This is a genomic window from Pseudomonas sp. IT-P12 (genome assembly GCF_949767465.1).
Lineage (GTDB): Bacteria > Pseudomonadota > Gammaproteobacteria > Pseudomonadales > Pseudomonadaceae > Aquipseudomonas.
Genome location: NZ_CATKPY010000026.1, coordinates 1 through 14480, shown reverse-complemented (window position 1 = coordinate 14480; position 14480 = coordinate 1). Strand labels below are relative to the sequence as shown.

Here is a 14480-nt window from a genome sequence, read left to right as displayed (position 1 = left end):
GCAGACAAATCTCCAGGAGTCCCACGTACATGAGCAACATGAACCACGAGCGTGTCCTCAGTGTTCACCACTGGAACGACACCCTGTTCAGCTTCAAGTGCACCCGCGATCCGGGCCTGCGCTTCGAGAACGGTCAGTTCGTGATGATCGGCCTGCAACAGCCCAATGGCCGCCCGCTTATGCGCGCTTACTCGATTGCCAGCCCGAACTGGGAAGAGCATCTCGAGTTCTTCAGCATCAAGGTGCCTGATGGTCCGCTGACTTCCCAGTTGCAGCATTTGAAGGAAGGCGACGAGATCATCATCAGCAAGAAGCCTACCGGCACGCTGGTGCTGGACGACTTGAAGCCTGGCAAACATTTGTACCTGCTCAGCACCGGCACCGGCCTGGCGCCTTTCATGAGCGTCATCCAGGACCCGGAAACCTACGAGCGTTTCGAAAAAGTGATCCTGTGCCACGGCGTACGTTACGTCAACGAAGTCGCCTATCGCGAATTCATCACCGAGCACCTGCCGCAGAACGAGTTCTTCGGCGAGGCCCTGCGTGACAAGTTGATCTACTACCCGACCGTTACCCGCGAGCCATTCGAAAACGAAGGCCGCCTGACCGACTTGATGCGCAGCGGCAAGCTGTTCAGCGACATCGGTCTGCCACCGATCAACCCGCAGGACGACCGCGCCATGCTGTGCGGCAGCCCGAGCATGCTCGACGAGACCAGCGAAGTGCTGAACAGCTTCGGTCTCAAGGTTTCGCCGCGGATGCGCGAGCCGGGTGACTACCTGATCGAGCGTGCGTTCGTCGAGAAGTAACAACCGCTGTATCGCTGTCCCTGTGGGAGCGGGCTTGCCCGCGAAAGCAATGTATCAGTCGACATCAACGTTGATTGACACGGCGCCTTCGCGAGCAAGCCGCTCCCACGGTCGTTTCTGGCGTTCAGGTTTTGCCGGGAATGACTTCCAGCACGCGGATCAATTGCGGCGTGGGGTAATGCCAGCGCACATCCACATCCCAGAACTGGGCGCCGTATTCCCGCTCGGGCGCGGGCGTCTGATACGCCGGCCGCGGATCCTGGGCCAGGCATTGCTCGATCAACTCCACCAAGGGCTCCGACAGGCGCTGTGCATGCCCCTGGGCCTGTTGCAGCGCGCTGTCCGTCCACTGCACCGCAATCGCTGGCGGCGCTGCACTGGCGATGCGGTTGACGGCACTGTCGATGATGTCGGCGTAAGGCACGTAGGGCTTGATGTCGAGAATCGGCGTGCCGTCCAGCAGGTCGATGCCGGATATCCACAGGCGACCGGCTTCGACCTTGTCCAGCTTCACCACGGATTGGCCAATGCCATTGGGCCGATGCGTCGCGCGGGTGGCGAACACGCCCATGGATTTGTTACCGCCGAGGCGAGGAGGCCGGACCTTGAGCCGTGGCTTTTCTTCCAATGCCTGATGAAACAGGAACAGCAGCCACACATGGCTGACCTGTTCCAGACCCTGCACCGCATCGCCCTGATCGAACGGCGCCACCAGTTCCAGCACGCCACGGGCGGCGGGGGCCAGTTGCGGCTGGCGCGGGATGGCGAACTTTTCCTTGAAGCAGGAGCGCACGAAGCCGATGGGGGAAACGCTGTAGGTCATGGGGTGGGATCGAGGCGGGGTGTGGGCGAGCATGATAACTCACACCGCTTCTTCGCGAGCAGGCTCGCTCCCACAGGTTCAGCGCTGTCCCTTGTGTGAGCGAGCCTGCTCGCGATGATCGCGCCACCGGTCTAGAGGCTGAATCCACCATCCAGAGCAATGATGTTCCCGGTCATGTACGCCCCGGCCGTACTCGCCAGGCTGATCGCCAGGGCGGCCATCTCTTCTTCGCGGCCCCAACGCTTCATCGGGATCAGCGCCGTATCCTGCGCCAGCGCCTGTTCATCATTGCCGATGTGCTGCGTCATCTTGCTCGGGAAGCGCCCGGGGGCGATCACGTTGACGTTGATGTGCTGGCTCACCAGTTCTCGCGCCAGGATCCGCGACAACTGGTGCAGCGCCGCTTTACTCGGCCCGTAGGCATAAGCCTGTTCGCCAAAGGACGAAATCCCCGCCACCGAGCCGATGTTGATGATCCGCGCCGGATTCGCCGCAGAACCGCCTTTGCGCAACAGCGGCAACAGTTGCTGGATGCAGGTGAACACCGAGGTCACGTTGAGCTGCATGACCTTTTCCCAGCCCTTGACCGGATAGGTCTCCAACGGTGCGCCCCAGGTGGTGCCGGCGTTGTTCACCAGGATGTCCAGGTGGGTCAGGCGTTCGCCCAGGTGCGTTGCCAGTTGCTGCACACCTTCCTCGGTGGCCAGGTTGGCGGCCACCCCGTGGCAAATGCCGAAAGCGTTCAATTCTTCAGCGGTTTGCAGGCAGGCCTCGGCGTCCCGCGCACAGACGTACACCGTGGCGCCCGCCTCGACGTAGGCCTTGGCGATCATTTTGCCGATGCCACGAGTGCCGCCGGTCACCAGCGCGGTGCGGCCTTGCAGGGAAAAGTAAGGGTGCATGGCGAATCCTGAGAGCTGAGGGTCACTACACCCTAGTCGTCAGCCGCTTGCAGCGGAGCCACTATTTTCACGAAGAATGAAAGGTCATTCGTTTATCTGTAGGCGCTGGCTTGCCAGCGAAGGTCGTCAACGATAACGCGTGAAACCTGAAAATACGCGGCGCTCTCAGGTTCTTCGTCGGAACGCCGCCCGGAGCAAGCTCGCTCCTACAGTTGGAAGCGGTTACTGCGGACGTACGCGCAGCGTCAGCCCCTTGAGGAAGTTGCGCAGCAACTGGTCGCCGCACGGGCGGTAGTTGGTGTGGCCGAACTTGCGAAACAATGCGCTCAGTTCCGGCTTGGACACCGGGAATTCGGCGGCCTTGAGGATCGCGTGCATGTCGTCTTCCTTCAGCTCGAACGCCACGCGCAGCTTTTTCAGGATGATGTTGTTGGTGACCGGCACTTCGATCGGCTGCGGCGGACGGCTTTCGTCCTTGCCGCGCTTGAAGATCACCAGGCCATCGAGAAAATGCGCCATGACTTCGTCCGGGCAGCGTACGAAGCCTTCCTCGTCCTCTTCCTTTTTGTCCAGGTAGGCCTTCAAGTCGTCGAGCGCCACGTCCATGCCGCCGAGCTTGATGATCTCGATGACTTTCTTGTCGCTGATGTCGAGCATGTAGCGCACGCTGCGCAGTACGTCGTTATGAATCATGGTGTGCAATCCTGATATCGGCAGTGGGCGCCGCGCATGAGCGGCGCCGGAATGTGGGGTGGCATGAAAAGCCCTAGAACTTCTCTTTGCCCGACAGGTAGCGCCATTGGCCCAACGGGACTTTGCCGATGGACACGCCGCCGATGCGGATGCGGCGGATGGCGACCGCTTTCAGGCCGACGGCCTGGCAGAACAGGGCGATCACGCCCGGTTGCGGGTTCTTCAACGCGAAGCGCAGGCGGTTTTCGTTCTGCCAGCTGGCTTTGACCGCTGGCAGCTCCTTGCCCTTATAGGTCAGGCCGTGCTGCAAGCGGTTAAGACCGTGTTCGACCATGTCGCCCTCGACGTCGACCACGTACTCCTGTTCGATTTTCGCCGCGTCGGCAGTGAGCTTGCGCAGGATTTTCCAGTCCTGGGTGAACACCAGCAGGCCGCTGGCGTTCGGTTGCAGGTCGGTGCTGGCGGTCAGGCGCAGGAAGTGCCCGCGCAACGGCCGTTTGCCGGAGCGGTGTTCTTCGCTCAGGGTCTCGGCGCTGATGCTGGCCAGGGCCGTCTCGGCGTCGATGCCCGGCGCCACGTTGAGCAGCAGGGTCACCGGTTCGGGCGCCGTGGCCTTGGCCTCGGGGTCGAGCGCGACGGTCTGGTTACCCACCTTGAACTGCGGTTCGTCGATGACTTCGCCGTCCACGGTGACCCAGCCGCCCTCGATGAACAGCTCAGCCTCCCGACGGGAGCAGCCGACCAGTTCGATGAGGCGTTTGGAGAGACGAATCGGGTCAGTCATGACAGGGCCGTAACAAAAAAGGGGTGTGCATTGTACCTGCTTGGCAGGTTTTATGTGGGAGCGAGCCTGCTCGCGATGGCGATGCTGCAGCTGACTGCAATGGCACCTGCCTCATCGCTATCGCGAGCAGGCTCGCTCCCACAGGGGTCAGGCCTTGCGCGACAGTTGTTGGGGCTGGCGCCAGCGCATGTGCAGCAGCGGGTAAGGCTGGCCCATGCCGTCATGTGCGGTGCGCCCGATCACCTCGAAGCCCTGCTTGAAGTAGAACCCCAGCGCCTGCGGGTTCTGTTCGTTGACGTCCAGCTCATCGGCGTTCATGTGCTCCATGGCGTAGCGCAGCAGTTGCTTGCCCAGGCCCTGGCCGCGGTGCGCCGGGTCGATGAAGAGCATTTCGATCTTGCCCGCCGCGACACCGGCGAACCCGGTGATGCGCTGACGCGAGTCCTTGGTGCAGATCAGCATCACCGCGTCGAGGTAGCGGGTCAGCACCAGGTTTTTCAACAGCTCGATGTAGCTGTCGGGCAGGAAGTCGTGGGTGGCGCGGACCGAGTCTTCCCAGACCCGGGTCAGTTCCGGATAGTCACTCTGTTTCGGTGTGTGGATGACCGCATGTTGGCGCATGGCCAGAGGCCCCTTTGGCAGTGAATGGTGCGTGTCCTTTCTTCCCATACGATAGCCGTAAAAAAGCCCCGCATCTCGTGTAGAGAGCGGGGCTTTGAGGGTTTTTCGCGTTTAGATCTGTTCGGCCCAGAGGTCGTATTCGTCGGCGTCGGTCACTTTGCACCAGACCTTGTCGCCTGGCTTGAGGTTGCTGCCGTTATCGATGAACACGTTGCCGTCGATTTCCGGAGCATCGAAGAAGCAGCGGCCGACCGCGCCTTGCTCGTCGACTTCATCGACCAGCACTTCGATTTCACGGCCGATGCGCATCTGCAGGCGCGCCGAGCTGATTTCCTGCTGGTGCGCCATGAAGCGCTCCCAACGGTCCTGCTTGACCTCGTCCGGGACGATTTCCAGGTCCAGGTCGTTGGCCGGGGCGCCGTCCACCGGCGAGTACTGGAAGCAGCCAACGCGGTCGAGCTGGGCGTCGGTCAGCCAGTCCAGCAGGTACTGGAAGTCTTCTTCGGTTTCGCCCGGGAAGCCGACGATGAAGGTCGAACGGATGATCAGGTCCGGGCAGATTTCGCGCCAGTTCTTGATCCGTGCCAGGGTCTTGTCCTCGAACGCCGGGCGTTTCATCGACTTCAACACTTTTGGGCTGGCGTGCTGGAACGGGATGTCCAGGTACGGCAGGATCTTGCCGGCGGCCATCAGCGGGATCAGCTCGTCGACGTGCGGGTACGGGTAGACATAGTGCAGGCGTACCCAGACGCCGAGGGTGCTCAGGGCCTCGCAGAGTTCGGTCATACGGGTTTTCACCGGCGCGCCGTTCCAGAAACCGGTGCGGTATTTCACGTCCACGCCGTAGGCGCTGGTGTCCTGGGAGATCACCAGCAGTTCCTTGACACCGGACTTGACCAGGCGCTGGGCCTCGTCGAGCACGTCACCCACCGGGCGGCTGACCAGTTTGCCGCGCATCGACGGGATGATGCAGAAGCTGCAGCTGTGGTTGCAGCCTTCGGAAATCTTCAGGTAGGCGTAGTGGCGCGGGGTCAGCTTGATACCCTGTGGTGGCACCAGGTCGATCAGCGGGTTGTGATCCTGTTTCGGCGGCACCACTTCGTGCACCGCGTTGACCACTTGCTCGTACTGCTGCGGGCCGGTTACGGCCAGAACGCTCGGGTGTACGTCGCGGATGTTGCCTTCTTCGACGCCCATGCAGCCGGTGACGATGACCTTGCCGTTTTCCTTGATGGCTTCGCCGATCACTTCCAGGGATTCAGCCTTGGCCGAGTCGATGAAACCGCAGGTGTTGACCACCACCACGTCGGCGTCCTGATAGGTGGACACCACGTCGTAACCTTCCATGCGCAACTGGGTGAGGATGCGCTCGGAGTCGACCAGTGCTTTCGGGCAACCCAGGGATACGAAACCAACCTTTGGATTGGCTGGCGCAGGAGTGGTGGACATGTCTAACCTCGGTATAGGTGCTGCCCGACCTTCTAGGTGGGGCGACAGACGGACGCTTAGGCGCCTCTGATCAAAAAGTGCGCAATTCTAGCGACGGGAAGCGCACTTGACCAGCTTTAAGAAGGGAAAAACGACGAGTGCTGCGCTATGCTTCGCGCCTTTGAGCTTTACCGGTTTTTCAGTCAAGAAAATGTCTGTAACAACAAGTTAAGCAGCGCACGCTGCGTGCAAAGCATGCGGCTTCTTCATAAAGCGGTCCAGTCTGGGTAGTAGGAGTGGTGGATGGGTCAGGCAAGTAGTCAGGCTGCGAACGCGGGGCATTCGGCGACGAAGCCGATCGGCATGTTGGTCGCGGCGGTCGGGGTGGTTTATGGCGATATCGGCACGAGCCCGTTGTACACCCTCAAGGAAGTGTTTTCCGGGGGATATGGCGTACCGGTCAACCACGACGGCGTGCTGGGCATCCTGGCCCTGATCTTCTGGTCGTTGATCTGGGTGGTTTCGATCAAGTACATGATGTTTGTTCTGCGTGCCGACAACCAGGGCGAAGGCGGGATCATGGCATTGACCGCCCTTGCGCGCCGGGCGGCCGCGGGGCATTCGAAACTGCGCACCCTGCTGGTGGTCTGCGGCTTGATCGGCGCGGCGCTGTTTTATGGCGACAGCATGATCACTCCGGCGATTTCCGTGCTCTCGGCCATCGAAGGGCTGGGGCTGGCCTTCGAGGGCATCGACCATTGGGTGGTGCCGCTGTCGCTGATCGTGCTGGTGGCGTTGTTCCTGATCCAGCGGCACGGCACGGCGCGCATCGGCATCCTGTTCGGGCCGATCATGGTCACCTGGTTCGTCGTCCTGGGCGCGTTGGGCGTCTACGGCATCCTGCAACACCCGGAGGTGCTGCAAGCGCTGAACCCGGCGTGGGGCGTGCGCTTCTTCATTGTCCATCCGGGCATGGGCGTGGCGATCCTCGGCGCGGTGGTGTTGGCGTTGACCGGTGCCGAAGCGCTGTACGCCGACATGGGCCACTTCGGTCGCAAGCCCATTGCCCGTGCCTGGTTCATCCTGGTGCTGCCGGCGCTGGTGCTGAACTACTTCGGCCAGGGAGCCCTGCTGCTCGGTGATCCGGAAGCGGCGCGCAACCCGTTCTATCTGCTGGCGCCAAGCTGGGCGCTGATTCCACTGGTCGGCCTGTCGACCCTGGCCACGGTGATCGCCTCGCAAGCGGTGATTTCCGGCGCCTTCTCCCTGACCCGCCAGGCGATCCAGCTCGGCTACATTCCGCGCATGCACATCCAGCACACTTCCAGTGCGGAGCAGGGCCAGATCTACATCGGCGCGGTGAACTGGTCGCTGATGGTCGGTGTGATCCTGCTGGTGCTGGGCTTCGAGTCCTCCGGCGCCCTGGCCTCGGCCTACGGTGTGGCGGTGACGGGCACCATGCTGATGACCACCATCCTGGTATCGGCGGTAATCCTGCTGCTGTGGAAATGGCCGCCGCTCCTCGCGGTACCGCTGCTGCTGGGTTTCCTGCTGGTGGACGGGCTGTACTTCGCCGCCAACGTGCCGAAAATCATTCAGGGCGGGGCGTTCCCGGTGATTGCCGGTATCGCGTTGTTCGTGTTGATGACCACCTGGAAGCGCGGCAAGCAATTGCTGGTGGAGCGCATGGACGAGGGCGGATTGCCGCTGCCGATTTTCATCAGCAGCATCCGCGTCCAGCCACCGCACCGAGTCCAGGGCACTGCGGTATTCCTTACCGCCCGTCCGGACGCCGTGCCCCACGCGCTGTTGCATAACCTGTTGCACAACCAGGTGCTGCATGAGCAGGTCGTGTTGCTCACTGTCGTGTACGAGGACATCCCGCGCGTCCCGCCGACCCGCCGCTTCGAGGTCGAATCCCATGGCGAAGGCTTCTTCCGGGTGATCCTGCACTTTGGCTTCGTCGACGAGCCGGACGTGCCGGAAGCGCTGAAACTGTGCCACCTCGACGACCTCGACTTCAGCCCGATGCGCACCACCTATTTCCTCAGCCGCGAGACGGTCATCGCCTCCAAGCTCGAAGGCATGGCCCGCTGGCGCGAGGCGCTGTTCGCCTTCATGCTGAAGAACGCCAATGGCAATCTGCGGTTCTTCAACCTGCCGCTGAACCGGGTGATCGAGTTGGGGACGCAGGTGGAGATGTAAGCCCGCCACTTCAAAAAGCCCCCGCCAGCCTTGCGCCAGCGGGGTTTTTTTGTGTCTGACGAAGGTCCCTGCGGGAGTGGGCTCGCTCGCGAAGGCATCCTGTCAGCCACTCTTGATAAGTCTGATACACCGCTTCCGCGAACAGGCACGCTCCCACAAGGGGGGCGGTATGGCACTGGGATAAAAAAGCCCCCGCTACCATGAGGTAGCGGGGGCTTTTTGTCAGGCGGGGCTCAGGTCACTCCTGCACCGTCTCGTCTTTTGCCTGGCGCTTCTCGATCACTTCCACCAGCCGCTGGGCCAGTTTCGGGTAGTTTTCGTCGAAGTGGTGGCCGCCGGGCAGTTTGATCGCTTCGCCCACGGCGGTCTTGTCGGTGCAGCCGCTTTCGTCGGTTTCTTCTTCACCGTAGATGCACACCACTTTGTCCGCTGGGAGCTTGGCCATTTCCGGGCCGGTGGCGGCTTCCTTGCCGGCGTTGCCGAGCCAGCCTTCGACTTCGATTTCGAAGCTGCCGGTGCGGGCGAAGGCGAGCAGGATGATGGCGTCGACCCGTTGCTGTTCCGCTGGCTCCAGGCGGTTGTAGATGGCAGGCAACACGTCGGCGCCGAACGAGTAGCCGGTCAGGATGAAGCGCTTGGTGCCCCATTTCTGCCGGTAGTGCTGCATCAGTTCGGCCAGGTCCAGGGCGCTCTGTTCAGGGCTCTTGTGTTGCCAGTAGTAGCGCAGGGTGTCGATGCCGACGACCGGGTAGCCGATCTTGGCCATTTCGCCCGCGACATCGCGGTCGAGATCGCGCCAGCCGCCGTCGCCGGAGAGGAACAGGGTGACGGTGTCCCTGGCCTGGCCAGCCGGCACTTCAACCACGGGGATCTGCAGGCCACCTGCCGCTTTATCACCGCCGACGAGCAGCTTGCGCAGCTCGTTGTTCAGCACTTGCGGCAGGTTGATGTCGTAGTCGCTGATGCTGGTTTCGGCGTTCGGCTGGTCTCGTACGAAGCCAGCGCTGGTGTCGTCCGGGTTGTCGTTCCATGCCACCAGCCAGTGGCCGTGGGCGGCGCTTTTCGGCAGCAGGTGCGTGCAACCGGGTTTCTCCAGGGCCAGGTCCACCGAAACGGCCTGGGCCTTGTCGTCCTTCTGTTCCGACAACCAGCGCCAGGCCAGCACGGCGCCGGGGCCGATGCCGCTGACCAGGGTCGCCGGACCTTTGAGTTCCCTCAGGCCTGTTTGCAGGGCACGGCTTTGCAGCAGGCATTCCTTGGGCAGGATCACCTGGACAATCTGCGCCGAGCCGCTGCGGCTCAGGGTCGTCAGTTGCTTGTCACTGAGCTTTTGTTCGTCGGTGACCGCCACCAGCACCTGGGCCCGTGGTGTGTTGCCGGGAATGACCCGGGTCATGACAGTACCGTCGGCCGGGGTCAGCCGTTCGAGGGTCGGTTCTGGCGCCGGGCGTTTGAGGTACCAGTAACCGCCACCGAGGATCAGGGCCAGCACGATCAGCGTGCCCAAAACGTAGCGCAAGGAGCGTTGAATCATCAGCGTTTCACCAATCCAGTCAAGCCGCCTGCAATCAGGGCGGCAGTGTCGGCCAAGGCAACCAGCGGATCGAGTCCGGCGGGCACGGCCATGTAACGGGGTTCCCAGTCAGGCTGGAACTTGTCTTTGAAGCGGCGCAAGCCTTGGAAATTGTAGAGCTGCTCACCACGGCGGAAGACCATCGAGCCCAGGCGCTGGGTCAGGGGTGCACCGCGACGGGGTTGCAACCCCGACAGTGGCACCATGCCCAGGCTGAAGCGCGCGTATCCGTGACTCTTATAGTGTTGAATCAGGCCGACCATCATGAACTCCATGGTCAGCTTGGGTGCTTCGGGGTGCGCGCGCATCAGGTCGAGGCTGGCCAGGTCGTGGCCGTAGGTCTCGAGCAAGTTGGCGAACGCCACCGGGCGTCCTTCGAAACGAATCACCGCAATGCGGAAATGCTTGAGGTAATCGTCGCTGAAGCGGCCGAGCGAGAAGCCTTTCTCGCGCACGTTCTTGCCGGTGAGCCAGGCATCGGAAATCACCTTCAGCTCATCCATCGGCGCCTGGCCCGGCTCATGGATCTCCAGCGACAGGCCGTCGCGGGTGCCACGGTTCCAGGTGTAGCGCAGGTCTTTCATCTCCTTGCCCTTGGCTTCCAGATCAAAGCGCTGCAAATCGACCCGCGCCTCTTCGCCCAGCTTGATCGCGGTCAGGCCGATGTCCATGTAGTACGGCAGGTTCTCGGCACGGACCTGATAGAACACCGGGCGCGCATGGTGGATGTCGCACAGGTCGCGGAACTGCCAGATCATTTCCGCCCGTGGCTGGGCCGGGCCGATCGGATCGTACAGGGCCACCAGGCTGCGCCCACGGCGGGCATACATCAGGAACGCTTCATCGTTGGGGTGGAACAGCAGCGCCTTGTCACCGGTCAGGGCCAGGCCGCCGTCCGGCTGGGCCGAGGCCATGAGGATTTTGTGCGCGCGCTCCAGTTCGTCGGGGGTTGGCAGGTGGATCACCGGACGCGCCGTGCGCAGCAGCCAGGTCAGGGACACGATCACCAGCAGCACGGCGGCGCCGAGCAATGAGCGCAGACCACGCGGGGCGTCGGCGTCGAGGGTGAACTGCCACCAGAGTTGATGGCTGTACGGAACGTCCTGATAGGCGAACAGCAGCAGCCAGATCGACGCGCCCAGCACACACAGGCTCGCCACCAGGAACAGCGGCGAGAAGGGCAATTCGGTCAGTCGGCTCGGGCGATAGAAGGAGCGCCGGAAAACGCCGAGCAGGGCGGCTGTCAGGGTCATCAGACTGGCTTCTTCCCAGTCGAAGCCCTTGAGCAGCGACAGCACCGCGCCGACCAGCAACAGAATGGTGGTCAGCATCCAGGCGGCAGACAACCGCCGACGCAGGCCCTGGGCGAGCAACAGGCAGAGCACGCCGACCAGGCTGGCGCCAAAGTGCGAGGCATCGACCAGGCGATGGGGAATCAGGAAACCGATGTGTTCCAGGCGTGTGTCGATTTCCGGGGTCACGCCGGAGAACAGCAGCACCACGCCTGACAGGAACACCAGCACCGCCAGGATCGGCGCGGCCAGGCCCGAGGCGGCGCGCAACGACTGGCGGGTCTGGAACAGGCGCTGGCCTTCGTTGATCAGCAGCAGCAGGCTCGCCACCAGCAGTGGCAGCACCACGTAGATCAGGCGATAGAGCAGCAGGGCGGCTGCCAGTGGTGCGGCCCCCAGTTTGTCGGCGAAAGCGGCCAGCAGGATCGCCTCGAACACCCCGACCCCACCGGGAACGTGGCTGAGCACGCCGGCGGCGAGGGCCAGCAGGTACACCAGCAGGAATGCACCGAAGGGTGGCGCTTCGGGCAGCAACAGATAAAGCACGGTCGCCGCGGCGGCCACGTCCAGGGCGGTGATGATCAGTTGCAGGAAGGTCAGGCGGCGGCCCGGAAGGCGCAGGGTGCGACGGCCGATCCTGACCAGCAGGTTGTCCGCGTAAGGTTGTTCCGGCAGGCGACGGCGATAGATGCCGATGGCCAGCACACAGAACAGCAGCAGCACTGCGGCGGCCACCGTGCCAAGCAAGCCCTGGGACAGGCCAAGGGCGAGGGAGGCGGCGGGCAGGTTGCTGAGGGTTGCCAGCGCCGCCAGTGGCGGAAGGGCGCAGCCGAGCGAGAGGCTGGCGAACAGCGTCATGCGGGCGACTTCCCCCGCCCCCAGGCCATGCCGTGCATATAAACGGTAGCGAACCGATCCCCCCGATAGCATCGACAGGCCGATGGCGTTGCCGATGGCGAATGCCGTGAAACCGCCCAGGGCCAGGATGCGCGGTGGCAGGGTGGCGCCGGCATAGCGGCTGGCCGACCACTCATAGCCCAGCAGGATGACGAAGCCGACCACGGTCGCCGCGAACGCGCCCAGCAAGGCCGGTTTCGGTATTTCGAGAATCGAGTCATGCAGAGCGTACAGATCGAGCTCGCTCAGCAGGTGGCGACAGGCAATCAGCGCAATCGCGAACAGCAGCAGTGTGACCGCCAGGCCGATGGGCTGACGGTATTTGCTGACCAGATCAAGCAAGCGCAGACGCTCGGCCTTGATCGGTTGTGTCGCGGTGATGGGGTCTTGTGGATCAGACGAGTTGGCGCGCATCAATCACCTCTTGGATTGTGCGCGACAGGATGGAGGTATCCAGCCAAGTAACCAATCCCTGTAGAAAAAAATAATCACGAATTTTAACGCTTCTCACCGATGGTCGGCGATGGCCTGTCGCGTTCGATCTGCGAATCAGCATAGCTTGATCCCGGTGCGTTGTGGCGGGCGAACGCTTCATAGCAGGATGACAGGTCATTGTTGCGAAAGGACTTTTTCAACAGACACAAAAAAGGCCACTCTTTCGAGTGGCCTTTCTTGATGTTGGTTGCGGGAGCCGGATTTGAACCGACGACCTTCGGGTTATGAGCCCGACGAGCTACCAGGCTGCTCCATCCCGCGTCTGTGTGGCGGCATTCTACAGGCGAACGGCGGGGTGTCAACCGTTAATGCGGGATAGGGTCAAATAAGTGTTGAAATGCGGCAATCGGTCGCAGTGCAGGCCTAAGTTTCGGAATCAGAACGATTTCTTGTTTGGCACACAAAACAGGCGTGCACAAAAAAGGCCACTCTTTCGAGTGGCCTTTCTTGATGTTGGTTGCGGGAGCCGGATTTGAACCGACGACCTTCGGGTTATGAGCCCGACGAGCTACCAGGCTGCTCCATCCCGCGTCTATGGGTCGGCATTCTACAGCGGATCGCCGGGCTGTCAACCTTCAATTTTGATAAAACCTGTTCCTGTTCAATTGGTTAGCTTGAGCGCGGGGCGGTGTAATCGGCTGTAAGGCAGGCGTGGCAAGGGTTTCAGCTCTATTGTGAGTCAGCTTTCGATTGAAAAAATAAATTCATCGGCGATTATTCCTACCAATGGATAAGAACATTCAGAGTACTGGTGCTATATACAGTTGTCAGTGAGATACTGCCGATCCGCTATGTACTGCCAACTTATTTACGCCATGAACTCTGCTTTGCCATGACCCAGCGAAAAATCATCCATGTTGATTGTGACTGCTTCTACGCCGCCATCGAGATGCGTGACGACCCGCGCCTGGCTGGCAAACCCCTGGCAGTGGGTGGGTCGGCGGATCGGCGCGGAGTGATCGCCACGTGCAACTATGAGGCGCGGGCCTATGGCGTGCGCTCGGCGATGTCGTCCGGGCATGCATTGAAGCTGTGTCCGGACCTGACCATCGTCAAGCCGCGAATGGATGCGTATAGAGAGGCGTCCAGGGAAATCCACACGATCTTTCGCGATTACACCGATCTGATCGAACCGCTGTCCCTGGACGAGGCGTACCTCGATGTGTCGGACAGCGCGCACTTCGGCGGCAGCGCGACACGCATTGCCCAGGACATCCGTCGTCGGGTGTCCAACCAGTTGCACATCACAGTCTCGGCGGGCGTGGCGCCGAACAAGTTTCTGGCCAAGATCGCCAGTGACTGGAAGAAGCCCAACGGTCTGTTCGTCATCACGCCCGATCAGGTCGAGGATTTTGTCAGCGGGCTGCCCGTCAACAAATTGCACGGTGTGGGCAAGGTGACCGCAGACAAGCTGGGCCGGCTTGGAATCGCCGACTGCCTGCAGTTGCGCGAGTGGGACAAGTTGGCGCTCGTGCGCGAATTCGGCAGCTTTGGCGAACGACTGTGGAGCCTGGCCCGTGGGATCGATGAGCGGTTAGTGCACAACGACAGTCGGCGGCAGTCGATCAGCGTCGAAAACACCTACGACACCGACCTGCCGGATCTGCGCAGCTGCCTGGATAAATTGCCCGAACTGATGGAGACCCTGGCCGGGCGCATGGCGCGAATCGACAGCAGTTATCGACCGGGCAAGCCGTTCGTCAAAGTGAAGTTTCATGACTTCACCCAAACCACCCTGGAGCAGGCGGGGGCAGGTCGGGACCTTGGCAGTTATCAGCTGTTGCTGACCCAGGCGTTCAATCGCGGTGGCAAACCGGTTCGGTTGTTGGGGATTGGCGTACGGCTGGAGGATTTGCGGGGCGGGTTCGAGCAGATGGAGTTGTTTGAGCGGTAGGTTTGCGGCGACCTCAAGGGCCTCATCGCGAGCAGGCTCGCTCCCACAGGGGGTTGTGGTGACT

11 protein-coding genes and 2 tRNA genes are annotated in these 14480 nt (G+C 62.0%); 3 read left to right on the top strand and 10 right to left on the bottom strand.

The features are described 5' to 3' along the window. Window positions 1-29 precede the first annotated feature (29 nt). Window positions 30-809, top strand: a complete 780-nt coding sequence (gene fpr, locus ACM6IM_RS25280) for a ferredoxin-NADP reductase (RefSeq protein WP_003443014.1) — start codon at window positions 30-32, stop codon at window positions 807-809. 124 nt (window positions 810-933) lie between these two features. Here the strand turns inward: fpr and tsaA are convergent, their stop codons facing one another. The 6 genes from tsaA to rimO all read right to left on the bottom strand — a co-directional run bounded on the left by tsaA (window position 934) and on the right by rimO (window position 6081). Beyond that, window positions 934-1632 (bottom strand): tRNA (N6-threonylcarbamoyladenosine(37)-N6)-methyltransferase TrmO, encoded by a 699-nt coding sequence (tsaA, locus tag ACM6IM_RS25275; RefSeq protein WP_414866621.1) that lies wholly within the window; start codon window positions 1630-1632, stop codon window positions 934-936. Window positions 1633-1763: 131 nt separating this feature from the next. Then, window positions 1764-2534 (bottom strand): SDR family oxidoreductase, encoded by a 771-nt coding sequence (locus tag ACM6IM_RS25270; RefSeq protein ID WP_414866620.1) that lies wholly within the window; start codon window positions 2532-2534, stop codon window positions 1764-1766. 222 nt (window positions 2535-2756) lie between these two features. After that, on the bottom strand, window positions 2757-3227 hold the full coding sequence (locus ACM6IM_RS25265; RefSeq protein WP_414866619.1) for a DUF1456 family protein: 471 nt from the start codon (window positions 3225-3227) through the stop codon (window positions 2757-2759). Between the two features lie 73 nt (window positions 3228-3300). Further along, the gene (locus ACM6IM_RS25260) at window positions 3301-4011 is read right to left on the bottom strand and encodes an rRNA pseudouridine synthase (protein ID WP_414866618.1); all 711 of its coding nucleotides are present in this window, start codon (window positions 4009-4011) and stop codon (window positions 3301-3303) included. 147 nt (window positions 4012-4158) lie between these two features. Then, window positions 4159-4632 carry a GNAT family N-acetyltransferase gene (locus ACM6IM_RS25255; protein WP_414866617.1) on the bottom strand — a complete coding sequence of 158 codons (474 nt, stop codon included), beginning with the start codon at window positions 4630-4632 and terminating at the stop codon, window positions 4159-4161. A 111-nt stretch (window positions 4633-4743) separates the two neighbouring features. Beyond that, window positions 4744-6081 (bottom strand): 30S ribosomal protein S12 methylthiotransferase RimO, encoded by a 1338-nt coding sequence (gene rimO / locus ACM6IM_RS25250; RefSeq protein WP_414866616.1) that lies wholly within the window; start codon window positions 6079-6081, stop codon window positions 4744-4746. A gap of 282 nt (window positions 6082-6363) precedes the next feature. On the opposite strand from rimO, the gene ACM6IM_RS25245 reads away from it, so the two are divergent. Next, window positions 6364-8265 carry a potassium transporter Kup gene (locus ACM6IM_RS25245; RefSeq protein WP_414866615.1) on the top strand — a complete coding sequence of 634 codons (1902 nt, stop codon included), beginning with the start codon at window positions 6364-6366 and terminating at the stop codon, window positions 8263-8265. A 238-nt stretch (window positions 8266-8503) separates the two neighbouring features. On the opposite strand, the gene ACM6IM_RS25240 is transcribed toward ACM6IM_RS25245, so the two are convergent. The 4 genes from ACM6IM_RS25240 to ACM6IM_RS25225 form a co-directional block, all read right to left on the bottom strand. Further along, the gene (locus ACM6IM_RS25240; protein ID WP_192302462.1) at window positions 8504-9799 is read right to left on the bottom strand and encodes a virulence factor family protein; all 1296 of its coding nucleotides are present in this window, start codon (window positions 9797-9799) and stop codon (window positions 8504-8506) included. Then, window positions 9799-12441 (bottom strand): bifunctional lysylphosphatidylglycerol flippase/synthetase MprF, encoded by a 2643-nt coding sequence (gene mprF, locus ACM6IM_RS25235; protein ID WP_414866614.1) that lies wholly within the window; start codon window positions 12439-12441, stop codon window positions 9799-9801. The genes ACM6IM_RS25240 and mprF overlap by 1 nt, the downstream gene beginning before the upstream one ends. Before the next feature lie 265 nt (window positions 12442-12706). After that, a tRNA-Met gene (locus ACM6IM_RS25230) sits at window positions 12707-12783 on the bottom strand. 193 nt (window positions 12784-12976) lie between these two features. Beyond that, window positions 12977-13053 (bottom strand) — tRNA-Met (locus ACM6IM_RS25225). A gap of 301 nt (window positions 13054-13354) precedes the next feature. Between ACM6IM_RS25225 and dinB the strand changes: the two genes are divergently transcribed. Continuing rightward, window positions 13355-14416: a DNA polymerase IV gene (gene dinB, locus ACM6IM_RS25220; protein WP_414866613.1), complete on the top strand. Its 1062-nt coding sequence runs from the start codon at window positions 13355-13357 to the stop codon at window positions 14414-14416. Window positions 14417-14480: the final 64 nt, after the last annotated feature.

Coding starts and splice junctions, on each gene's coding strand:
- tsaA (WP_414866621.1), bottom strand. CDS start 1,632: ATGACCTACAGCGTTTCCCCCATCGGCTTCGTGCGCTCCTGCTTCAAG.
- rimO (WP_414866616.1), bottom strand. CDS start 6,081: ATGTCCACCACTCCTGCGCCAGCCAATCCAAAGGTTGGTTTCGTATCC.
- ACM6IM_RS25265 (WP_414866619.1), bottom strand. CDS start 3,227: ATGATTCATAACGACGTACTGCGCAGCGTGCGCTACATGCTCGACATC.
- fpr (WP_003443014.1), top strand. CDS start 30: ATGAGCAACATGAACCACGAGCGTGTCCTCAGTGTTCACCACTGGAAC.
- ACM6IM_RS25240 (WP_192302462.1), bottom strand. CDS start 9,799: ATGATTCAACGCTCCTTGCGCTACGTTTTGGGCACGCTGATCGTGCTG.
- ACM6IM_RS25255 (WP_414866617.1), bottom strand. CDS start 4,632: ATGCGCCAACATGCGGTCATCCACACACCGAAACAGAGTGACTATCCG.
- dinB (WP_414866613.1), top strand. CDS start 13,355: ATGACCCAGCGAAAAATCATCCATGTTGATTGTGACTGCTTCTACGCC.
- ACM6IM_RS25260 (WP_414866618.1), bottom strand. CDS start 4,011: ATGACTGACCCGATTCGTCTCTCCAAACGCCTCATCGAACTGGTCGGC.
- mprF (WP_414866614.1), bottom strand. CDS start 12,441: ATGCGCGCCAACTCGTCTGATCCACAAGACCCCATCACCGCGACACAA.
- ACM6IM_RS25270 (WP_414866620.1), bottom strand. CDS start 2,534: ATGCACCCTTACTTTTCCCTGCAAGGCCGCACCGCGCTGGTGACCGGC.
- ACM6IM_RS25245 (WP_414866615.1), top strand. CDS start 6,364: ATGGGTCAGGCAAGTAGTCAGGCTGCGAACGCGGGGCATTCGGCGACG.